Raw genomic sequence first — 21,377 nt, forward strand, 5'->3', positions numbered from 1 at the left:
CAAGAGCTACCGCCAGCGCCGAAGCGCCTTTACAAGCGGAACCGGAGGCGTCGTCGCGGATACGGCCCCATGCCCGCTCTCTCCTGGGAAATCCTTCGGCATATGCGGGCGAACCTGGGAGAGCAGCCTTTCACTTGGCTGTGGGTTCGACTGGCGTTCCTCGAAGAGAACCCTGACGACGTCACAGACGCGATAGCCACGCTGCATTGGCACGGCCACATTGAAGAAGTATTCGGTCAGGGCCGGTACTGACCGTGGCGAAGAAAAGGAACAAGGCCCGTAAGCGGCTCCTCGCTCAATCGAAGCCGACCGAGCGTCGGAGCCAGGAGAAACGCCCATACGCCGATGCGATGTGGCACGCAATGATGAAAGCGGTGGTGACAGATGGCCGAGCTTGACCCTGACCTACTCGCGTCCGTAAGGGAGTTCATCTGGAACGGGATGTGGGTTAAGGGGAAAACCGTTGCCTTGAAGTTCTTCCCCGAGGACTGTGACGCCACCACGGCGTATCTGGATCAACTTCGTGAAGATGGATTGATCGAACTCACCACCATTCGCAAGCAGCGGATGTGGCAGCCGCTCGCAGAACGAACCGCAGGAGCCGTAATCCGTGTTCCCTGGAGAAATTACGCGGACGACCAGATCCATACCCTTACCGATGACGAAATCAGCGAGGCGTATGGAATCGACGTCTGGCAGTTCCGCCGTCGCCTGGGGTACTTCTGCGTGTGTCGGGGCACTCGCCCGACCGCCACCTACGAGAGCGGTGTTCTTCAGTTCCGCATCCCGAGGGCAGAGAAGGTGCCGAACGCAATCGGGGTGACCGAGAAGGAGATTGCGGCTATGGCGGGAAAGCCATACCCCTTCAGTCACCGATCCTGCGGTCACCGTCTCGAAAAACGCCAGAACAGGAAGTGTCGCCTAGCTTGGCTAGCGGCTAACAAGTAAGTGCTAAACCCATAGGCATCGCCTGTGCGCTCCGCTCGGGCGCTCTCGCATAGTCGAGATACGAGAGCGCCGGCGAGCGAGTCTGAGCGCCTTACAGGCGCGTTCTAGCGTCCTAACAGACGTCGATAGCGTCTACGTCTCGCGCGCTCACTCGCTATCGTCGTCCGGCTCCAGCTCGGTCCAGAGGTCCAGCAGACTGACAGCGGTCTCGATGGCCTCCTCGCTCGGCGCAGCCAGGTAATCATCCGGCTCGTCCAGCTCGTCCTGGCAGGCAGGGCATAGGCCCGTCATCTGCCAGTCCAGGCTGTACCAGACCTCGTCGGTCGGGTCGTCCGAGTCGTACTCCAGGTTCCCGTTCTCGTCGACCGTGGACTCACCGCAGCCGATCGGCTCGGCCAGGCACCGCCCCTCGGATACGGCGGTTTCGACGGACTCGCCGGACAGGGCAGTCACGAACTCTTCCAGGTACACGGCTTCTCCTCTGTCGCGCTTTCTGCTGACGACGAGAACGTAAGACCCATTACCGTCACTTGAAAATGCCTCGATCGCGGCACTCGGGCCAGGAACTCACCCAAAAGAACGAAGAGCGCGAGAATGTGACGGACGCCATACGCGTCCACGTGACCTGCGCTTTTCTCGACCCTTGGTTGGTACGCCATTTTCAACTCGACACGGAGCGTAGTCGGGCTCGCTTGCGTTGCTGGGTGTGGCAGTGCGATCTTCCACACCAGCCGAGATCCGCTTAGCGGCAAGAGGAGGCGTATTGCCGACACGCGTGCGCGCACGTCGATTCACGAGAGACCCCGTACTGAAATCTGGTGCGGGGTCTCTCTGCGTATGGGCTCGATTGTGAAGAGATCGTAAAGCATTGCACCCGTATTGCCGCGCGGAATTTTGGAGTAGGAATCCGAACCCGAGAAGATTGATCAAAGGAACCCAACGTGATTTGGAGGGCGTAATGCTCAACAAGCCTGACACCAGGATCGTCCGCACGTATATCGATCACAGCACCTGTGACCACGACAACACCCAGGCAGGTCGTAAGGCTTGCCGACAGGGAAACCTTCACGCGAACTGCGAGCACGACAACACGAGCCACGCCAAGGCTTGGTGCACTCGCCGCAAGGGACTCATGACCAAGCTCATCAACGAGCTGTAATCACCCACCCGATGAACCGAGGGAAGAACAGGACCGATGAATCATGACCCTCCAGGAAATCGACTTCCGTCCGATGCCGAAGGTGTATCGCCGGCACAACTGCGAGAGGCACCACAGGACCTACCTGTCGTTCGCCCGCTGCGTGTGGCGGAGCGCCGAATGGGTCCGCGAATTCGACCCGGGCACGGACCTGCGCTATGCGATGGTCTCGAACTGCCGGAAGCCCTACCGGTACGGCGATCAGCGAACCGTCAGCCTGTGGGCCTCTCGCGAAAGCGCGGAACATCAGAGGGAATGGATCGACCGCACAGGGTGCGGCGGAGGCTGCTACCGCGCCCACGAAGTGATTCGCCTGGAAATGCAGCCATGAAAAAGCCCCTGTTGGGAGCAGGGGCTCTTTCGACCATCAGGTATCTGAAAGGAACTAAGCGAAATGCAGATTAGCACTGCCGACTTCTTCACGACAATCTATGGCTCTAAGCCCGCAGAAATCACGTTCATCACCAGCCCTGGTAGGAACTCGGCCGGGAAGATCGTCCCTGAGGTTCACGCTCGCATCAAGCCCAAGCCGATGTACATGCCTCACCTTCTGAGCCACGCGGCCAAGGGCAACACCGAGCTGTTCTTCGCGCCGGTCCCGATGAGCGGCGGTGGAATGCCGAGCGAGGCAACCGCACAGGACGCGGCGGTCATCTCGTCTGACGTGGACCACGAGTTCACCGAGGATCAGCAGGCCCTCATTGAGCGCCTGGACGCCACCGTGAACGAATCGGGTGGGCCGGGCCGTCACCACGTCTACGTGCCTCTGGACACGCCACACCCCCCGAGCGTCATCAAGGAGCTGAACCAGGCTCTTCGTGTGGCTCTTGGAGGGGACAGCAAGCAGAACCCGGCGTCGTTCCTGCGGGTGCCTGGCTCGTACAACCGCAAGGGCGAGCCGGTGCGCTGTCGCACTGTGCGTCTGTCGTCGTCTCGTCAGACGCTCTCCAGCGTCGCTCAGGCGCTCCGTATGGACGGCGAGAGCATCACTGCTCAGTCTCGTGTCACGAGCGAGCGAGAGACGCCGACAGGAGCTCTCAGCGCGTTGCCCTCCATCCCCGAGGGCTTCAAGGTCAACGACCACCCGTTCATCAAGAACGAGGTGCGCAAGGCGAACCAGCGTTTCGGGCAGGACCCCTCCTACCGTCGTTACATGGCGACGTACCCCATCGTCATGGAGTGCATCAAGCGCGGCCTTTCGGTAGATGTCGCCTACGCCTACGCCATGACCTGCGAGCCGCTGCTGGACAAGCAGGAGGAGGAGAACGGCTACTCCATCCAGAAGGACGTGGCCCGCATCTGGCGGCGAGAGGCGGGCAGCGCTCCGGCTGTGCCACACCAGCCCGAAACCGCATACGACCCGGAGCCTGAGGCCGAGCCGGTGAAGGACGACGAGTTCTGGAACGCCCGGCCGTACCTGTCTCACATCCGCGACTTCTCTCGCTCCCGTCTCGTCTCGCCGTGGGCGGTGCTGGGGATCGTGCTGGCTCGTGTGGCGGGATGGATCCCGCCGGGGGTCACCCTGCCGCCGACGGTCGGCACGAAGGCGAGCCTGAACCTGTTCGTCGCCCTCGCGGACGACTCGGGCCTGGGCAAGGGCACGGCGGTCGGCACGGCGCGCGACTGCATCGAGACGCGGTACAGCCTCTCGTCCATCAACCTCGGCTCGGGTGAAGGCATCGGGCACCAGTTCATGGAGCGGAAGGACGGCGAACTTCACCAGCACACCGAGGCCGTGATGTTCATGGTCAACGAGATCGACAGCCTCACGGCTATGCAGAGCCGCAGTGCCTCCACGATCACCCCAACCCTGTGTTCTGCGTGGGTGGGCGAGCCGCTCGGCTTCGCCTACGTGGACAAGGGCAAGCGGCTGCCGATGAATGAGCACACGTACCGCCTGACGCTGGTCTGCGGCGTGCAGCCGAAGCGGGCGCGGTCTCTGCTGGACGCGGCGGGCTCAGGTCTGCCTCAGCGGTTCCTCTGGTTCCCGGCCAGGGACCTGGATGCACCGGACGACGATCTGCCTGAGCCGGCGCCGCTGAGCTGGGCGCTGCCTACGGGGGACCTGGAGCACGCACTGAACAACGGCGGGCAGTACTCCGTGCCGATCTCCGAGGCGATCCGGCGGGAGATCCGCAAGGACCGCAGCGACCGTATGCGGGGACGCGTGATCGTGGATGAGCTGGACTCGCACCGGAACCTGTCGAGGCTCAAGGCGGCGGCGATTCTCGCTTTCCTGGACGGACGAGCGGCGGTCAGTGACGAGGACTGGGACCTATCGGGTGTGCTGATGGGTGTCTCGGACGCGACGCGGGATCGGGTGGTGGAAGCACTCAAGGCCATGTCCGTGGAGGAGGCGCGCAGCCGGGGCAAGCTGCGGGGCGCGGAGCAGATCGCCGCGTCTGAGGAGGTGCACAAAGTCAACGACGCCGAGGACTGGGCCTGGAACAAGCTCAAGGCTGAGGGGAGCGTGCGGGAGGGCGAGTTGAAGCGGCGCTGTCCGGCGCGGTTCAAGGACTACCTGCCGGAGGCTCTGGCGCGACTGGAGCGCGACTCGAAGGCTCGACGGGAACAGGGGAAGCGAAAGGACAGCGTGAGCTGGATCAAGCTCTAGCGGGTCCTCTAACTCGCAACGCAACTCGCAACGTTGAGCAACACGCAACGTTGCGAGTTGCTGCGAGACGCAACGACGAAGGCGCAGGACCTATACATACAAGGTGGATTATTTACTTTATATAGTTCTGGGCGTTTTTTGGTAGTTGCGATTCGAACTCGCAGCGTTGCGTGTTGCGTGTTGCGTGTTGAGCGCGGGAGCAACACGCAACGACTAACGCGGATATGAGAGACGACTGACAACGAAAGGCTGGTGTGGGACAGGTGTCGATGATCGCTGCTCCGCATGGAGTGTGGTTCGCGAGGTTCGAGGGTGAGGACGACGGCACGGTCTCGTACCTGCCTGTGGTCGCGTGGAGGGGTGACGAGGGTCAGGCGATGTGCGTGGACGGCGTAGGCGGGAAGCTGTTCGCCGCTGCGGAGGAAGCGGGCTTCTCGGGGCTAGCTGACGCGGAAGAGGTGGACCTGGCGAGCATGACTCCGGCTGAGATCAGGGAGCGCAACAGGCGTGAGCGGGAGAGGCTGGAGAAGCTGGAGAGGCTGGCGTGAGCAGCCGGTGCATAGCTAAGCGGTGTTACAGCAGGTGACGACACGGGACGTTGCTTGGTGTGGGACGTGTCCCCGCTGCTAGCTAATCACGCCAATCCCTTAGGGTTCCTCAGTTCGGCGAAGCAACTAAAGAGCCACGGTGACGGGCGTGCGCTCGATGCTCTGCGCCTTCGCCAAAACGAAACTATCGCCGTCCATATGTCCACCTGGAACGTCTAAGCACCTGTTCCAGGCTGTCTAGGGTTAGGTGCTTAGCATTCCAATGCCGCGTTGACCCAGGCGCTGCCACCTCTCTAAGCTGCGCGTTTGTCATAGCGCTATGGGGAATTGGAAAAGGTGCCTTCTAAGCACTTGGCCGCAGGTTCGAGTCCTGCCGGGGGCGCTCCGCGCCAGACCCTCCTTCGGGAGGGTCTTTTTGCTGGTCGGGGGGATTTCGGTCGGGTGCGGGGGTGCGGGGAAGAGGATCTCGCACGGTTGGGCCCGTCCGGCTCGAACCGGCCAGAGGTGGCCCCGATACGGCAGCGGGGCAGTGGGTCTCGTCCTCTGGGTCAGGAGGCTCGGGCTCCGGCTCGGGGCGCCCGGCTCCGGCTCGGGAAGCTCGGGCTCCGGCTCGGCGGCAGGACGGACAGCGTGGCTGCGGGCTGCGGGCCGCCCGGCGTGCGTCGCCGGGCTCCACGGGGCCGAGAACGCCGTCAGCGGAGCCCGGGGGCGCTCAGGGCGCACGAACAAGCCGTGCGCCCTGAGTCCGGTGCCCCGGGGCTCCGCTGACGGACTGAGGGAGATCAGGCGAGGTTGATGTTCTCCGCCTGGGGGCCCTTCTGGCCCTGGGTGACGTCGAACGTCACGGCCTGGCCCTCCTGGAGCTCACGGAAGCCCGTCGAGTTGATCGCCGAGTAGTGGGCGAAGACGTCCGGGCCGCCGCCGTCCTGGGCGATGAAGCCGAAGCCCTTCTCCGCGTTGAACCACTTCACAGTTCCGGTAGCCATGTCTCATGCCTTCCAGTCGATGGAACGCCTCCCGCACGATGCGGAAGGCGGAGGTGATCGCCCTGGTTCCTGCGGCACAGCACAGCAAAAAACCCACGCCGAAGGCATGGGCAAGGGAACTTCCGAACCACGACAGCTAACCGGGACGGTACACGTCCGCACACCGTGTCACCAGAGGAAACGCCCTTGAAGTGTGCGCGGAGCCCGCCGGTGTCCGGCGGGCACGCACCGTCTCAGGCCGCGGTCGGCGGGTCGGCCGCGTCGGCGGCGCGGCGGTATTCGGCGTTGATGCGCTGGGCTTCTTCGAGCTGGTCTTCCAGGACGATGATGCGGCAGGCGGCCTCGATCGGGGTGCCCTGGTCGACGAGTTCCCGGGCGCGGGCCGCGATGCGCAGCTGGTAGCGGGAGTAGCGGCGGTGGCCGCCCTCGGAACGGAGCGGGGTGATGAGGCGGGCTTCGCCGATGGCCCGGAGGAAGCCCTGGGTGGTGCCGAGCATCTCGGCGGCCCTGCCCATCGTGAAGGCGGGGTAGTCGTCGTCGTCGAGACGGCCGTACGAGTCGTCTGCTGTCATCTGCACCTCTCTCAGGGACGCGTGGAGGGGCCCTGGTGCCGTACGGCACCAGGGCCCCGAAGGAACTTCTACACCATCGGCCGACCCTGAGACTGCGCCGGCCTTCTGTGTCCGCAGGCCCGACGTGACTGCTGTCGGGATTGCGGGGATCGCGGTTGCTTGACCGGAGACCACCTCACTATCGATGTCCTGCGGTACCCGGACTCAAGACTTCCGTCCGGGCGATCCTGATGGCGCTTCGCCCCTCCGTTCTTCCCTCGGTGATCAACTTCTTACCACGGGTGTACTGCGTATTGCTGAACTGCGTACTACTGAACTGCTGTTACCGCGAACTGCTGGTGATGCGTACTGCTCGGTGGCCTGCGACAGCGCCACTCTTCGGCAGCCAGCCCCGTTGCCCATCCTGCGTCTGCTCTGGCTTAGAACCCCACTGCCGAACCTCCCGGCGCGCGCGTCCGCAGCCGACGCCTTCACCGAGGTGCTGCCCACTTCACTGCTTCATCACTTCACTGCTGGGTACTGCGAACTGCGTTCCTCATGGCGGCCCCTGATCACTGCGGGCTACCCGGTCCGGCCGCCAGCCTCGTCGCCGTCCTGCAACCACCCTGGCTTCGAAACTCCACCGCCGCACCGTCCTGCGACTGCAACTAGCTGTACTGCTGGTACTGCTGCCCGGCAGTTCATCTCTGCCGGGCCCTGCTGTCTCTCTGGGCTACGAGAGAAACCATAGCTGTGACACCCCCCAATGTCTACTCCCGCCGACATAGATTTCCAGGCCCACGTCAGTGAGGTAATCGGCCTCGCCCGAGCAGGGACGCGGATGGCGCACGGAGCAGGCACCGGACGGGTTGACCGCCGTGTGTCGGGGCACACGCAACGCGCAGGGAGAACACGGCACGGATGATCCAGCCCGAGAGCAGGGGGACCTGATGGACACGATGAGCGTCGACGTCGCGACCGACCGCCCTGCGGGATCCGTCGCCGTCGCGCGCGACAGCGCTCGGCACTTCCTCGACGGACTCGTTCCGTCGCTCGCGTCCGAGGTCGCCGAGATCGTGGCCCTCGTGGTCTCGGAACTCGTCACCAACGCCCTGCGCCACGGCGGCGGCGCCTGCACCCTCGATCTGACGGCGTACCCGGACAGCATCGAGGTGGCCGCGCACGACCACAACCCCCACGCGCCGCGGATGCGTACCCCTGATCTCGACAGCGGCACCGGAGGCTTCGGCTGGGCCATGGTCAACCGGCTCGCCCGAGCGACCGCGGTCACTCGGAGGGCCTCCGGCGGGAAGACGGTGACGGCTCTACTCGCTCGGTAGCCCGACCGGTCACGATGCCCTGGCGGCCGGCGGTCGGGGCGCGGCGCGCTAAGGGAAAAGTTCTCCCTCTCTATCGGGTGGCCGAATCCGTCGCCACCCACGAGAATTCGGCGGCGCATACGCCGCGTGGGGAATTCCGGCCGCGACCCGAAGGGAATGCTCGAATAGAACTCACCGCGGGGGAAGGGTTCCCGCACCGTCGGCGCGACAGAATCGGCGAAAAACACATGTAGCTGGGGCCCACACCCCGAAGGATGTGGGCCCCAGCTACGAAGTGCGCGTCAGCGTCAGGCGGGAACGATGTTCTCCGCCGTCGGGCCCTTCTGGCCCTGCGCGATGTCGAACGAGACCTTCTGGCCTTCGAGCAGCTCGCGGAAGCCCTGGGCGGCGATGTTCGAGTAGTGGGCGAACACGTCAGCGCCGCCACCGTCCTGCTCGATGAAGCCGAAACCCTTTTCCGCGTTGAACCACTTCACAGTGCCAGTAGCCATGTCTTATCTCCTTTGGGCAGTACGCCGCCATCCGTACTGTACGGATGGCGTGTCGCCGCGATGATGCCCCGCCCGGAAAAACCGGAAATGCAAAACGCTTCCATGCGGCACGGAGGCCGACTTCAGGCGCTTGAAGCTTGTGGGTACCAAAACTGCAACTGATGTCGACAGTAGCACGCCATCGCGGCCGATGCGGGTCAACCCTTTACCGTTGCGTGTCGCGATAAAGAGCCTTCCCGCGAAGGATGTTAAATTCTCCGGCGGCGGACGCAGGTATTCCTTCACCCCGAGCGCAGCGTTGCGGAAGCAGGGGCGTTCGGTGCGGCGCGTCGACCTATATCCGGCCTCGAACCGCGCCGTAGTGGCGCGACCGGCTCGGGGCCCGGGTAGACGTGGTCGACAGGGGCTCTTCGGCGTGCGGGGCGGGAGCGGCCGGCGGACGGGGAGACCGCCGGAACGGCCCCGTACGCGGGAGCCGCCGCTATCGGTGGGGCGAGCACACGTGCCGCCGCGACGGCGGCGCAGGTCCTGCGCGGCCGGATCCGGGTGGGCTTCACGACCGGCCCTCCTGCCGTCCAAGGGCGGGGCAGCGTCGCCATGCCGGGGCGGGGCCCCGCAGGGCGCTCGTCAGCGGCGTTCACGACACGGACCTGCTTCGACGTGTGTCAACATAGACGTATGTCGAATGCCAAGGTGTTGCCGCTCCTGGAACCCGCCGTCGAGGCCTGCTGCCCGCCGTTGAACGAGCGCCCTCTGACGGCGGACGAAGCCGAACGCACCGCCCTGATGTTCAAGGCCCTGGGCGATCCGGTCCGGCTGCGGCTGTTCTCGGCCGTCGCCTCGCACGAGGGCGGAGAAGCGTGCGTCTGCGACATCTCCGACGTCGGCGTCTCGCAGCCCACGGTGTCCCATCACCTCAAGAAGCTGAAGGAGGCCGGGCTGCTCTCCTCCGAGCGGCGCGGCACCTGGGTCTACTACCGGGTCGAACCCGCCGTCCTCGCCGCCATGGGCCAACTGCTGACCAAGGCGGCCTCCGCTGCCGCGTGATCCCCGCGAGGTTTGACCTCGGGGGCCTCAGAGTCCCTGCGCGAGGGGGTGGATGAGGGGGTGCCGTGTCTGGTCGACCGCGAAGGCTTGTCTGGTGGATGGGGGCCGCGGGCGGGTCTCTCGTCGTGACGGCGGCCGCGTTCCTCGTGGACCTGACCGGCGACCCACAGCCGACCGGCCCTCACCGTCGCTGACGTGGAGGGGGTCTGGGCGGCTTCGGGCGCAGGGCGTCTGACGGTTCGGGCGAACGGTTCAGCGGAGCTGGAGCGGGTGAGTGAGCCCGAGACGGGCTGTGGACAGTCCGCCGATACGGTTCGGCCCGCGTACACCGGTTCGGCGACCTGGGTGTTCGACACCTGGCCCGACGAGGCATCGGGAATCCGGTTCGACTACCGGGGCGCCGGCACGGGCACGACGTGCAGCGTCTACCTCTCCGTCCTTCCGGACGAGCGAGGGTTCCTCCCGCATGACCCCGGTCCGTGGTACGGGCGTGTCGCTCGCACGGGTGGGTGACCGGGCGTCCGCGGGGTAGCCGCCCGGGGAGGGGATTTCCCCCGGCCACCGCGCGACGGCGGAGGAGCGTTCCGTGAACAGTGCCGAGACGATCGACCGGCTTCTGCGGGAGCATGGGCGGACCTATGCCGACGAGGCCGGGATCGCGTTGCGGGACGAGCCCGCCCCGTTGTACCAGCTCCTCGTGCTCACCGTTCTGTGTTCCGTCCGCATCAAGGCCGACATCGCCACCGCCGCCGCGCGTGAACTCTTCACGGCCGGGCTGCGGACGCCCCGGGCCATGGCGGACTCCGCCTGGCAGGCACGCGTGGACGCCTTCGGGCGGGCTCATTACGTGCGGTACGACGAGAGCACCGCGACCGCGCTCGGCAAGGGAGCGGCGCTGGTCATCGACCGGTACCAGGGTGATCTGCGCCGGCTCCGCGAGGAGGCGGCCGGTGACGCGGAGGAGCTGCGCCGGCTGTTGCGCGAGGTGCCCAGGATCGGCCCGGTGGGCTCCGGCATCTTCTGCCGCGAGGTCCAGGCCGTGTGGCCTGAGCTGCGCCCGTTCTTCGACGAGCGGTCCCTGGCGACCGCCGGCCGCCTCGGCCTTCCCCACACCCCGGCCGGCCTCGCCCGGCACGTCCCGCCCGAGGACCTGGCCCGGCTCGCCGCCGCCCTCGTGCGCGTCAGCCTCGCCAAGGAACGCCCCCAGACGGTCTCCGGGTGAACGCGCTCCCTACCTGAGCAGCAGGTTCCCTCCCACGTCCGCCGGGACGGACTCGCGGACCGGGGTGCTGGTGGGGCCGGGGAGGCGCATGCCGGGGATGGGGGTGTCGGGGTCGGTCCGGTGGAGCAGGACCGTGCCGGCGTGGTCCCAGACCCGGGTGTAGCCGTGGGCGAGCAGAAGCCGGACGCGCTCCTGCTGGTCCTCGGTCGAGGCGAAGGGGAACGTCCGGTTCTGCGTGCGGAGCAGCACCCAGTCCGCCCCGCGCGGTGTCGCGTCGGCGATGACCACGTGGGTACGGGCGGTGAGACGGGGGGCGATCGTGTTGTCCGCCTCCACCGTCACGCCGTCCGGGATGAGTTCCGCTGCCGTCGCGAGGGGGCTCTTGTCCGGCGACGGGCGCCAGAAGTCCGGGCGGAACAGGAGGTTGAGGCCGAGGGCGACGGCCGCCGCCGAGGCGAGGGCGCCCGCGCCGACCGCCCACCGGCGGAACACCGCGCGGTTGCCGCGGTGCAGCCCGGCCGCCGCCTCCAGCGCCGCCGTCACCAGGACGGGCCACAGGAAGGCGTCGTAGTGGTTGATCACCGGCCAGTGGTTCGGGTTGTCCGAGAGGACCCGTTCCGCGAGGAGGGGCACGGCGAGCAGGAAGGTGCGGGAGCGGAGCGGGAGCAGCGCCAGGCTGCCCACGATCCAGGCCACCATGGCGACCTTCACGAACGGGGTCGCGGCGACCTGGAGCAGGACCCACGGGGCGACGACATGGGCGAGCGCGTCCCCCGGGTCGGCGCCGAGGCGTCCGTACGACCAGTAGTAGCCCTCCGGTCCGCCCATCGCCGGCAGGAACCGGACGATGACGACGGCGGAGACCAGCGGCCCGGCCACGGCGAGCACGAGCCCCGTGGTGCGGCCGCCGCGGTGGCCGGCGCGACGGGCCCGCGCCGCCAGGACCAGGCCGAACGCTCCGACGACGAGCCCCATGTCCTCCTTCGCCGTGCACAGCAGGGCCGCCCAGCAGGCCGCCGCGCCGTACCGGTGGGCCAGGCCCCGCTCCAGCATGAGGAGGGTGAACGGCACCGCGAAGGCGACCTCGTGGAAGCCGGTGTACGAGGAGTTCAGGAGCGGCCAGCCGAGGCCGTACACGAGCCCGGCGACGTCCGCCGCCCGGCGTACGGTCAGCGGGTCCGCGTCCGCGAAGCAGTGCCGTGCGATGCGCCGGACCACCGGCACGCCGGCCGCGAACAGCGCGGCCTGGGCGAGGACGAGGACCCGCGGGTCGTCCCACAGCCAGTACAGCGGCGCGAGCAGCGCGAGGGCGGGGGTGAAGTGGTCGCCGAGGAGCGAGAATCCGGGCGGGAACTCATGGTGCACGTTCTTGATCGGCGACCTCGGCAGCTCGCCGTTCGCGTACGCGCGGACCGCCTGGTCGAAGATGCCGAGGTCGAATCCGGTGAGCCGCAGCGCGATCCATGACTGCATCCCGAGGCCGCAGCAGACGAGGAAGCACAGCGCGGTCAGCGCGAGACCGCGTCGCCACGATCGCGGCCCCGAGCCCTGCGCCGTCTCCCGGACGGACGACACGAGGCCGTCCCGCCACGACCCCGGCCCGGTGCCTTGCGCTTCCCCGGCCCTCGGCCCGAAACCTTGCCGCGTCCCGGTCCTCAGCCCGGTGCCCCGCGCCTCCCCGGTCCTCGGCCACAAGCCTTGTGCCTCTCCAACGTGGCCCGGTCCGGAGCCCTGCGCCTCTCCAGCATCCGCCGGCCCGGAACCCTCCGCCTCCCCGGTCCTCCGCCCTCCCCCCGCGCGCGTGCCCCTCGTCGGGGTGGTCGGCGGTGTGTTCCGTTCCTCCCGCGGTCGGTGTGGGGGTGTGCGGGTCGGCGTGGCTTCCATGGCCATGACCCTACGGTGAGTCGCCGTGGCGTCAGGGGGACAATCGCGCCATGGTGATCAGCGCGCGCGCACTCAACCGCTCAACCCTGGCACGGCAGTTGCTCCTCGACCGGGCTCCGGTCGGCGTCGAGGAGGCCGTACGGCGGGTGGTGGCGCTCCAGGCGCAGCACCCGGGCTCGCCCTACGTGGCCCTGTGGAACCGGGTCGCCGGCTTCGACCCGGCGCGGCTCGACGAGGCCGTCGACGGCTTCGAGTTGGTGCGGTCGACCCTGATGCGGCTCACCCTGCACCTGGTGCACGCCGGGGACTACCGGGCGTTCCGGGAGGGCATGGAGCCGACGCTGCGCGGCTCCCGGCTGCACGACCCGCGGTACAAGGCGGCGGGGTTCACGGCCGCCGACGCCGACGGGCTGCTGCCCGACCTCCTCGCGTACGCCGGTGAGGCACGGACCGGCGCCCAGTTGCGGTCCCGTATCGAGGAGGTGCGGGGCGGGCCGGTGGAGGCCGTGGTGTGGCGGATGATCCGCCAGTACGCGCCGCTGTGGCACGCGCCGACGGGTCCGCCGTGGTCGTTCGGGACGGCGCAGGCGTTCGTGACGGCGAGCGCGCTGCCGGTCCTGGCCGACCCGGAGGCCGCGACGGCGGGGCTCGCCACCCTGATCCGGCGCTATCTGGAGGGCTTCGGTCCGGCGTCCGTCCCCGACATGGCGCAGTTCACGACGGCGCCCCGGGGCAAGGTGCGCGAGGCGGTGCGGGCGCTCGACGGGCACCTCGACCAACTGGAGGGGCCGGACGGGACGGTGCTGTACGACGTGCCCGGTGCGCCGCTGCCCGGTGAGGACGTCCCCGCGCCGCCCCGGTTCATGGCCATGTGGGACAGCGTCCTGCTGGCCTACGCGGACCGGGGCCGGGTCCTCCCGGCCGCGTACCGCAAGCAGGTGATCCGCGTGAACGGCGACACGCTGCCGACGCTCCTCGTCGACGGGTACGTCGCCGGGGTCTGGCGGCCGGTCGCCGGCGGCATCGAGGCCTCGGCCTTCCACCCGCTGCCCGCCGACGTCTGGGAGGCCCTCGCGGCGGAGGCGGGGGCCCTCGGCGCTCTCCTCGCCGGCCGGGACCCGTTCCTCTACCGCCGCTACGACCACTGGTGGGTCAAGGGCCTGCCGGCGGTCGAGAGCCGGATCCTGCCGACGGACCTCTGACGGGCGCTCCTCGATCGGAGGGCGCCGTGGGCGACACCGCCTCCCGCAGCGCCGTTCTCAGCCGGAGGCCGCCGTCGACGCCACCAGCTCCCTCAGCGCGATGTTCAGTCGCAGCACGTTCACCCGGGGCTCGCCGATGAAGCCGAGGATCCGGTCCTCGGTGTGGTCGGCGACCAGCCCGGCGACCTGGGCGACGGTGAGGTGGTTGCGGGCCGCGACCCGGTGGACCTGGAGCTCCGCGTACGCCGGGGAGATGTGCGGGTCCAGGCCGGAGCCGGAGGAGGTGACGGCGTCCGGCGGCACGTCGGAGGGCCGCACCGGGTGGCCGGGGACCGAGTCGTCCCGGATCACGGTTGCCTTGGCCTCCTCGACCCACTGGATGAGTTCGGCGTTGTCGCCGGAGCGGTTGGTGGCGCCGGAGAGGATCAGCTCGTACCGGGTGTTGACGCTGTTGGCACCCAGGCCGTGGGACGGGCGCGGCCGGAACCAGCGCGGGTCGGGCTTCCCGTCGGCCGGATAGGTCTGGCCGATGAGCGAGGAGCCGACGGTCCTCCCGCTGCCGTCCTTGAGCTGGGAGCCGTTCGCCTGGGCGGGGAAGGCGAGTTGGGCGACGCCGGTGACGGCCATCGGGTAGAGGACGCCGCACACGGCGGTGAGGACGAGGAGGGCGCGCAGGCCCGCCCGGAGCAGGCGTCCCGTGTTTCCTGCGGAGGTGTTCGTCATGGTCGGTCAGCACGCTTTCCGGTTCAGCTCAGCCCGGGGACGAGGGAGAGGAGCAGGTCGATGGTCTTGATGCCGATGAAGGGGGCGATGAGTCCGCCGAGGCCGTAGAGGCCGAGGTTCCGGCGGAGCATCGCGTCGGCGCTGCTCGGCCGGTACCGCACGCCCCTCAGGGCGAGCGGCACCAGGGCGACGATGACCAACGCGTTGAAGACGACGGCCGAGAGGATCGCGGACTGGGGCGAGGCCAGGCCCATGATGTTCAGCCGGTCGAGGCCCGGGTAGGCCACCGTGAACATGGCGGGGATGATCGCGAAGTACTTGGCGACGTCGTTGGCGATCGAGAACGTCGTCAGGGCGCCCCGGGTGATGAGGAGTTGCTTGCCGATCCCGACGATCTCGATGAGCTTCGTCGGGTCGGAGTCGAGGTCGACCATGTTGCCGGCCTCCTTCGCGGCCGACGTGCCCGTGTTCATCGCCACGCCGACGTCCGCCTGGGCGAGCGCCGGGGCGTCGTGCGTGCCGTCGCCGGTCATGGCGACGAGCTTCCCGCCGGCCTGCTCGCGCTTGATGAGCGCCATCTTGTCCTCGGGCGTCGCCTCCGCGAGGAAGTCGTCGACGCCCGCCTCCTCGGCGATCGCCTTCGCGGTGAGCGGGTTGTCGCCGGTGATCATGACGGTACGGATGCCCATGCGGCGCAACTCGTCGAAACGCTCCGGCATGCCGTCCTTGACGACGTCCTTGAGGTGGACGACCCCGAGGACCCGGGCGCCCCCGTCGTCCTCCAGGGCGACGAGCAGCGGCGTACCGCCGGCTTCGGAGATCCGGTCGGCCAGCGCCCGCACGTCCTCGCAGACGCCGCCTCCCCGTTCCTTCACCCACGCCATGACCGACCCGGCCGCGCCCTTGCGTACGCTGCGCCCGTCGACGTCCACGCCGGACATGCGGGTCCTGGCGGTGAACCCGGTCCACACGGCTCCCGTCAGTTCGCCCGGGTGGCGTTCGCGGAGGCCGTACCGCTCCTCGGCGAGGACGACGATCGAGCGGCCCTCCGGGGTCTCGTCGGCGAGCGAGGACAGCTGGGCGGCGTCCGCCAGTTCGGCCTCGGTGGCGCCCCGGACCGGCACGAACTCCGCCGCCCGCCGGTCGCCCAGGGTGATCGTGCCCGTCTTGTCGAGCAGCAGCGTCGACACGTCGCCCGCCGCCTCGACCGCGCGGCCCGATGTCGCGAGGACGTTGCGCTGGACGAGCCGGTCCATGCCGGCGATGCCGATCGCGGAGAGCAGGGCGCCGATCGTCGTCGGGATCAGGCACACCAGCAGGGCCGTCAGGACGATCATCGACGTCTGCTCGTCGGCACCCGCGTAGATCGCGAAGGGCTTGAGGGTGACGACGGCCAGCAGGAAGACGATGGTCAGGGAGGCGAGGAGGATGTCGAGCGCGATCTCGTTGGGGGTCTTCTGCCGTGCGGCGCCCTCCACGAGGCCGATCATCCGGTCGACGAACGTCTCGCCGGGCCTCGTCGTGATCTTCACGACGATCCGGTCCGACAGCACCTTCGTCCCGCCCGTCACCGCGCAGCGGTCGCCGCCGGACTCGCGGATCACCGGCGCCGACTCGCCCGTGATCGCGGACTCGTCGACGGACGCCACTCCCTCGACGACGTCCCCGTCGCCGGGGACGACGTCGCCGGCCTCGCAGACCACCAGGTCTCCGACGCGCAGTTCGGTGCCGGGCACCCGTTCCTCGTCCGCGCCGGTGAGCCTGCGCGCGACCGTGTCCGTCCTGGCCCTGCGCAGGGTGTCGGCCTGTGCCTTGCCCCGGCCCTCGGCCACCGCCTCCGCCAGGTTGGCGAAGACCGTGGTGAGCCACAGCCAGGCGGTGATCGCCCAGCCGAACCGGTCCCCCGGGTCCATGGCGGCGAGGACGGTGGTGAGCAGCGAGCCGACGAGCACCACGAACATGACGGGCGACCTGGCCATGACCCGGGGGTCGAGCTTCCTGATCGCGTCGGGGAGGGACGTCACCAGCTGTTTCGGGTCGAACAGTCCGCCGCCGACGCGTCCGGCTCCGGCCGGCCGGGCGGTGGGCACCTCGGTCCGTGGGGGCCGGGTGGGAGTGGTGGTGCTCATGCTGCGAGCCCTTCGGCGAGCGGTCCCAGCGCGAGGGCCGGGAAGTAGGTGAGGCCGGCGACGACGAGGATCGTGCCGCCGAGGAGACCGGTGAACAGCGGTTTCTCGGTCCGCAGGGTGCCCGCCGTCTTCGGTACGGGCGTCTGCTCGGCCAGCGAACCGGCGAGCGCGAGGACGAACACCATGGGCAGGAACCGGCCGAGGAGCATCACGATGCCGAGGGTCGTGTTGAACCACGGGGTGTCGGCGTCGAGACCGGCGAACGCGGAGCCGTTGTTGTGGGCGCCGGACGTGTAGGCGTAGAGGATCTCGGAGAAGCCGTGCGCGCCGGTGTTGGTCATCGACTGCGACGGGGTGTCCAGGGCCATGGCGACGGCGGTGAAGCCGAGGACGAGCGCGGGGGTGACGAGGAGGTAGCAGGCGGCGTGCTTGATCTCGCGGACGCCGATCTTCTTCCCCAGGTACTCCGGGGTGCGGCCGACCATCAGTCCGGCGATGAACACCGCGATGACCGCCATGACCAGCATGCCGTAGAGGCCGGAGCCGACCCCGCCGGGCGCGAGCTCGCCGAGCTGCATGCCCAGCATCGTGATCCCGCCGCCGAGACCGGTGTACGAGGAGTGGAAGGAGTTCACCGCGCCGGTGGAGGTGAGCGTGGTCGCCACCGCGAAGAGCGAGGAGCCGGCGATCCCGAACCGGGTCTCCTTGCCTTCCATGGCACCGCCCGCGAGGTCGAAGGCGGGGCCGTGGTGCGCGAACTCGGTCCCCATCATGAGCGCGGTGAAGCCGAGCCAGATCGTGGCCATCGTGCCGAGGATCGCGTACCCCTGCTTGACGCTGCCGACCATCCGGCCGAAGGTCCGGGTCAGCGCGAAGGGGATCAGCAGGATCAGGTAGATCTCGAAGAGGTTCGACAGACCGTTCGGGTTCTCGAAGGGGTGGGCCGAGTTGGCGTTGAAGTATCCGCCGCCGTTCGTGCCCAGCTCCTTGATGACCTCCTGCGAGGCGACCGCGCCGCCGTTCCACTGCTGCGTCCCGCCCGTGAACTGCCCGACCTCGTGGATGCCGGAGAAGTTCTGGATCGCGCCACAGGCGACGAGGACGAGGGCGCCGATCACGGAGATCGGCAGCAGGATCCGGACGACACCCTGGACCAGGTCGGCCCAGAAGTTGCCGAGCTCGCCCGTGCGCGAGCGGGCGAAGCCACGGACGAACGCCACCGCGACCGCGATCCCGACCGCCGCGGAGACGAAGTTCTGCACCGCGAGGCCGCCGGTCTGCACGACGTGGCCCATGGCCTGTTCGCCGTAGTACGACTGCCAGTTGGTGTTGGACACGAAGGAGGCGGCGGTGTTGAACGCCTGGTCCGGGTCGATCGACGCGAAGCCGAGCGAGCCGGGCAGCGCGCCCTGCGCCCGCTGGAGCAGGTAGAGGAAGAGGACACCGACGGCGGAGAAGGCCAGGACGCCGCGCAGGTAGGCGGGCCAGCGCATCTCCACCGTGGGGTCGGCGCCGATGCCCCGGTAGATCCACTTCTCCACCCGGAGGTGCCGGTCGGAGGAGTAGACCCGGGCCATGTGGTCACCGAGCGGGCGGTACGAGAGGCCGAGCGCGACGACCAGGGCGAGCAGCTGGAGGACTCCAGCCAGGACGGGACTCATGGGGCGGCCTCAGAACCTCTCGGGCTTGACGAGGGCGAGGACGAGATAGCCAAGCAGGGCGGCGGCCACGAGGAGACCGACGATGTTCTCGGCGCTCACAGCTTGGCCACCCCCTTGGCGATGAAGGCCACCAGCGCGAAGACCGCGACCGTGGTGACGACGAAGGCCACGTCGGCCATCGTGAGCTCCCGGATGCAGGAAGAGGGAAGAACGGATTCTCGGACGAGATGAGGAAACCTCGCGCCCGGCCGCCCACCGCGGTCGTTGACGTGCCTCTGACGCGCCGCGTGCCCGTCTTGACGCGTCCTCTACGCCCGGCCCCCGGCTGACCGGCGACAATGCCTGTGGCCTGGCCTCACAGCAGCCCGGCCGTCGTCACTCCCAGCCATACGGCTCCGAGTCCGGCGGCGAGGCTCCCGGCCACGTTCAGCACCGCGTACCCCTTCGCCCCGCGCTCGTACAGGGCGTACGTCTCGTACGAGAAGGTCGAGTACGTCGTGAGGGCGCCGCACAGGCCCGTGCCGAGAAGCAGGTACGTCTGCGCGGAGGCGACCCCGGCCAGCAGTCCGAGCACGAACGAGCCGACGACGTTCACCGTGAACGTGCCCCAGGGGAGGCCGGGGCCGAACCACGCCTTCATCGCACGGTCCGTGAGGTACCGCAGGGGCGCGCCGACGGCGGCTCCCGCGACGACGAGCAGCCAGTTCACGCGGGCGCCGCCCGTCCGCGTACGGCCCTGGTCACGACGATCCCGATCAGGACGGCGGCGAGCGCGGTGACCACGGTCGCGCCCAGGTAGAGCAGGCCGCGCGTCGGGTCGCCCGCGCTCAGCAGACGCTGCGTGTCGAGGCTGTACGTCGAGAACGTGGTGAACCCGCCGCAGAACCCGGTGCCGAGGAGGGGGCGCAGGAGCGGGTGCGGCGCGGCGGGAGGCTCCGTCAGGAGGACCATCAGGACACCGAGCAGCGCGCAGCCGCTCGCGTTCACCGTGAACGTCGTCCAGGGGAAGGCGCCTTCGGGGGTCGGCCAGAGCAGCGCCGCGCCGTAGCGCGCGGTCGCACCGAGGGCGCCGCCGGCGGCCACCGCCCCGACGACCGGCAGTTCCGCGCGCAGGCCCATGCGCCCAGGGTACGAGGACGGGCGCACGGGGCGGTTCGAGGCGAGGCGCACAGGCGCGGTCTCCGGCCTGGGGCATTAACCGGGGGCCGGCCCGTGCGGCCTCGCCCTGCGATGGTCCGGCCACGCCCTGCTACGGGTCAAAGCCGGGTCGGTGAGTCTGTCAGATCCCCCGCGCCCGCCCCACGGGGTGGCCGGAAAGGCAGTCGTCGGGCCGCGCCGCGATGCTGGAGAGGGCCTCTGACCTGCGACGACACGAGGGGAGGTGGTCCGGCCACCATCCGGCGGCCGATTCGGGTGCCGGGTACACCTCGTCCCGGGAGGCGGGGTCGGGCGACGGTGGTGGGGCAGCGGGAGGGAGCTGCGCAACCTTCGGGCAGGAGTGTCGTGAGTACATCCGTCGCAATCAAGCGCAGGGCCGTCGCCGGGGCTGTTCCGCCGGCCGTTCCCCTGGGCGTCGTCAGGTCCGTCGGCACGGCCGGCTCGCGCGAGGACGTCTACGCCGAGCTGTGCGGCGCGCTGTTCTCCGGCTTCCCGCGTCGCGACCAGCGTCTGAAGGCCGAGCAGTACCTGCACGGCCTGCTGACCGCGCAGGGCCGCAAGTCCATCCGTAACATCGCCGCCCAGATCGGCGGGCCCGCCGCCGAGCAGAGCCTGCACCACTTCGTGTCCAGTTCGACCTGGGACTGGCAGCCCATGCGGGCCGCGCTCGCCCGGTTCCTGGAGCGGAACAGCTGCCCGCAGGCCTGGGTGGTGCGGCCCATGCCCATCCCGAAGGCCGGGGAGCACTCGGTGGGCGTGGACCGGCGGTTCGACCCGGAGCGCGGCCAGGTCTTCCACGGCCAGCAGGCGTTCGGGGTGTGGTTCGCCAGCGACGAGCTGAGCGTCCCCGTGAACTGGCGTCTGTTCCTGCCGGACCCCTGGGTCAACGACCGGACCCGGCGCGACCGGGCGGAGGTCCCCCAGGAGGCCGGCGAGGAGACCATGGAGGAGTGCGCGGTCGCGGCGGCGCTCGACACCGCTCGCTGGTCCGACGTCACCCGCAAGCCGGTGCTGCTCGACATCCGGGGCGGCGCGGGCCGGGCGGCCCTCACCCGGCTCGCCGGGGCGGGGGTGCCGGTCGTGGCCCGGATCGGTCCGGGCTCCCGGCTCGCGATCGCCGACCGGTCGCTGCCCGGCTTCGGGGCGGGCCCGCTGACCGCCGTACAGATCCTGGAGTCGCTCAAGGGGCTGCGCAGGCCGGTGAGCTGGGTGGACACCGTGGGCGGCGCGCGGACCTCGCGTACGTCGCTCGCCACGGCCGTCCGGGTGGCGCTGCCCACGCCGGGCGGGGAGCGGATGCGTCCGCTGGTGCTGCTCGGCGAGTGGGACGACCCCCGGCGGGCCCCGGCCCGGGTGTGGATCAGCGATCTGACCGGGTCGCCGGTCGGCTCCCTGCTGCGGCTGACGAAGCTGGCCCGCCGGGTGGAGCGGGACTTCGTGGAGGTCGGGGAGGGGGCGGGACTGCGGGACTTCGTGGGCCGCTCGTTCCGTGGCTGGCACCGTCACATCACGCTGGCGTCGGCGGCCCACGCGGCGACGGTCATGTCCGCCACCGACTGGGAGGCGGCCTACGGCCCCACCTACGGCTCGGGACGCACGGCGAGCTGACGCACGGCGAGCGGACGGGCGGCGAGTGGACCGGGGCAGCGGGCGCCGGGAGCGGCGGCGCCGGGAG

20 protein-coding genes are annotated in these 21,377 nt (G+C 69.1%); 9 read left to right on the forward strand and 11 right to left on the reverse strand.

Features of this window, described 5'->3' with window-relative positions; all coding sequences use genetic code 11:
• The first annotated feature begins 384 nt into the window (after positions 1–384).
• Positions 385–948 carry a hypothetical protein gene (locus ABZ567_RS04140; RefSeq protein ID WP_360784451.1) on the forward strand — a complete coding sequence of 188 codons (564 nt, stop codon included), beginning with the start codon at positions 385–387 and terminating at the stop codon, positions 946–948.
• Between the two features lie 147 nt (positions 949–1,095).
• On the opposite strand, the gene ABZ567_RS04145 is transcribed toward ABZ567_RS04140, so the two are convergent.
• Positions 1,096–1,419 carry a hypothetical protein gene (locus ABZ567_RS04145; protein WP_360784453.1) on the reverse strand — a complete coding sequence of 108 codons (324 nt, stop codon included), beginning with the start codon at positions 1,417–1,419 and terminating at the stop codon, positions 1,096–1,098.
• Positions 1,420–2,150: 731 nt separating this feature from the next.
• On the opposite strand from ABZ567_RS04145, the gene ABZ567_RS04150 reads away from it, so the two are divergent.
• The 3 genes from ABZ567_RS04150 to ABZ567_RS04160 all read left to right on the forward strand — a co-directional run bounded on the left by ABZ567_RS04150 (position 2,151) and on the right by ABZ567_RS04160 (position 5,308).
• Positions 2,151–2,477, forward strand: a complete 327-nt coding sequence (locus ABZ567_RS04150; protein ID WP_360784456.1) for a hypothetical protein — start codon at positions 2,151–2,153, stop codon at positions 2,475–2,477.
• A gap of 63 nt (positions 2,478–2,540) precedes the next feature.
• Entirely contained in the window at positions 2,541–4,760 is a 2,220-nt protein-coding gene (locus ABZ567_RS04155) for a DUF3987 domain-containing protein (protein ID WP_360784459.1), read from the forward strand.
• A 263-nt stretch (positions 4,761–5,023) separates the two neighbouring features.
• Positions 5,024–5,308: a hypothetical protein gene (locus ABZ567_RS04160; protein WP_360784460.1), complete on the forward strand. Its 285-nt coding sequence runs from the start codon at positions 5,024–5,026 to the stop codon at positions 5,306–5,308.
• A gap of 782 nt (positions 5,309–6,090) precedes the next feature.
• Here ABZ567_RS04160 and ABZ567_RS04165 read toward each other — a convergent pair.
• A complete protein-coding gene (locus ABZ567_RS04165; protein WP_030052720.1) occupies positions 6,091–6,294 on the reverse strand; it encodes a cold-shock protein in 204 nt (67 codons plus the stop codon).
• 233 nt (positions 6,295–6,527) lie between these two features.
• Complete coding sequence (locus ABZ567_RS04170; protein WP_360784462.1) at positions 6,528–6,866, reverse strand: MerR family transcriptional regulator; 339 nt, start codon at positions 6,864–6,866, stop codon at positions 6,528–6,530.
• A 929-nt stretch (positions 6,867–7,795) separates the two neighbouring features.
• Here ABZ567_RS04170 and ABZ567_RS04175 point away from each other — a divergent pair.
• Positions 7,796–8,185 (forward strand): ATP-binding protein, encoded by a 390-nt coding sequence (locus tag ABZ567_RS04175; protein ID WP_360784464.1) that lies wholly within the window; start codon positions 7,796–7,798, stop codon positions 8,183–8,185.
• A gap of 287 nt (positions 8,186–8,472) precedes the next feature.
• On the opposite strand, the gene ABZ567_RS04180 is transcribed toward ABZ567_RS04175, so the two are convergent.
• The gene (locus tag ABZ567_RS04180) at positions 8,473–8,676 is read right to left on the reverse strand and encodes a cold-shock protein (RefSeq protein WP_004986771.1); all 204 of its coding nucleotides are present in this window, start codon (positions 8,674–8,676) and stop codon (positions 8,473–8,475) included.
• 678 nt (positions 8,677–9,354) lie between these two features.
• On the opposite strand from ABZ567_RS04180, the gene ABZ567_RS04185 reads away from it, so the two are divergent.
• Positions 9,355–9,723: a metalloregulator ArsR/SmtB family transcription factor gene (locus tag ABZ567_RS04185; RefSeq protein WP_360784468.1), complete on the forward strand. Its 369-nt coding sequence runs from the start codon at positions 9,355–9,357 to the stop codon at positions 9,721–9,723.
• A gap of 586 nt (positions 9,724–10,309) precedes the next feature.
• Positions 10,310–10,945: an endonuclease gene (locus tag ABZ567_RS04190; protein ID WP_360784471.1), complete on the forward strand. Its 636-nt coding sequence runs from the start codon at positions 10,310–10,312 to the stop codon at positions 10,943–10,945.
• Between the two features lie 9 nt (positions 10,946–10,954).
• Here ABZ567_RS04190 and ABZ567_RS04195 read toward each other — a convergent pair whose 3' ends face one another.
• Positions 10,955–12,520: a DUF2079 domain-containing protein gene (locus ABZ567_RS04195; RefSeq protein WP_360784474.1), complete on the reverse strand. Its 1,566-nt coding sequence runs from the start codon at positions 12,518–12,520 to the stop codon at positions 10,955–10,957.
• Positions 12,521–12,879: 359 nt separating this feature from the next.
• Here ABZ567_RS04195 and ABZ567_RS04200 point away from each other — a divergent pair, with 359 nt between their 5' ends.
• Complete coding sequence (locus tag ABZ567_RS04200) at positions 12,880–14,031, forward strand: winged helix DNA-binding domain-containing protein (protein ID WP_360784477.1); 1,152 nt, start codon at positions 12,880–12,882, stop codon at positions 14,029–14,031.
• Between the two features lie 57 nt (positions 14,032–14,088).
• On the opposite strand, the gene ABZ567_RS04205 is transcribed toward ABZ567_RS04200, so the two are convergent.
• The 6 genes from ABZ567_RS04205 to crcB (ABZ567_RS04230) all read right to left on the reverse strand — a co-directional run bounded on the left by ABZ567_RS04205 (position 14,089) and on the right by crcB (ABZ567_RS04230) (position 19,663).
• Complete coding sequence (locus ABZ567_RS04205) at positions 14,089–14,754, reverse strand: potassium-transporting ATPase subunit C (protein ID WP_360784480.1); 666 nt, start codon at positions 14,752–14,754, stop codon at positions 14,089–14,091.
• Between the two features lie 23 nt (positions 14,755–14,777).
• Complete coding sequence (kdpB, locus tag ABZ567_RS04210) at positions 14,778–16,883, reverse strand: potassium-transporting ATPase subunit KdpB (RefSeq protein WP_360784483.1); 2,106 nt, start codon at positions 16,881–16,883, stop codon at positions 14,778–14,780.
• Positions 16,880–18,544, reverse strand: coding sequence for a potassium-transporting ATPase subunit KdpA (kdpA, locus tag ABZ567_RS04215; RefSeq protein WP_360784486.1), 1,665 nt, complete (start codon positions 18,542–18,544; stop codon positions 16,880–16,882). The genes kdpB and kdpA overlap by 4 nt, the downstream gene beginning before the upstream one ends.
• Positions 18,545–18,553: 9 nt before the next feature.
• Positions 18,554–18,643, reverse strand: coding sequence for a K(+)-transporting ATPase subunit F (gene kdpF / locus ABZ567_RS04220; RefSeq protein ID WP_033204243.1), 90 nt, complete (start codon positions 18,641–18,643; stop codon positions 18,554–18,556).
• A gap of 256 nt (positions 18,644–18,899) precedes the next feature.
• Positions 18,900–19,253, reverse strand: coding sequence for a fluoride efflux transporter CrcB (crcB, locus tag ABZ567_RS04225; protein WP_360784489.1), 354 nt, complete (start codon positions 19,251–19,253; stop codon positions 18,900–18,902).
• Positions 19,250–19,663 carry a fluoride efflux transporter CrcB gene (crcB, locus tag ABZ567_RS04230; protein WP_360784492.1) on the reverse strand — a complete coding sequence of 138 codons (414 nt, stop codon included), beginning with the start codon at positions 19,661–19,663 and terminating at the stop codon, positions 19,250–19,252. The genes crcB (ABZ567_RS04225) and crcB (ABZ567_RS04230) overlap by 4 nt, the downstream gene beginning before the upstream one ends.
• A 384-nt stretch (positions 19,664–20,047) precedes the next feature.
• On the opposite strand from crcB (ABZ567_RS04230), the gene ABZ567_RS04235 reads away from it, so the two are divergent.
• Positions 20,048–21,310 carry a transposase gene (locus tag ABZ567_RS04235; RefSeq protein ID WP_360784495.1) on the forward strand — a complete coding sequence of 421 codons (1,263 nt, stop codon included), beginning with the start codon at positions 20,048–20,050 and terminating at the stop codon, positions 21,308–21,310.
• Positions 21,311–21,377 lie beyond the last annotated feature (67 nt).

The sequence above is a fragment of the Streptomyces sp. NPDC016459 genome (genome assembly GCF_040632845.1).
GTDB lineage: Bacteria > Actinomycetota > Actinomycetes > Streptomycetales > Streptomycetaceae > Streptomyces.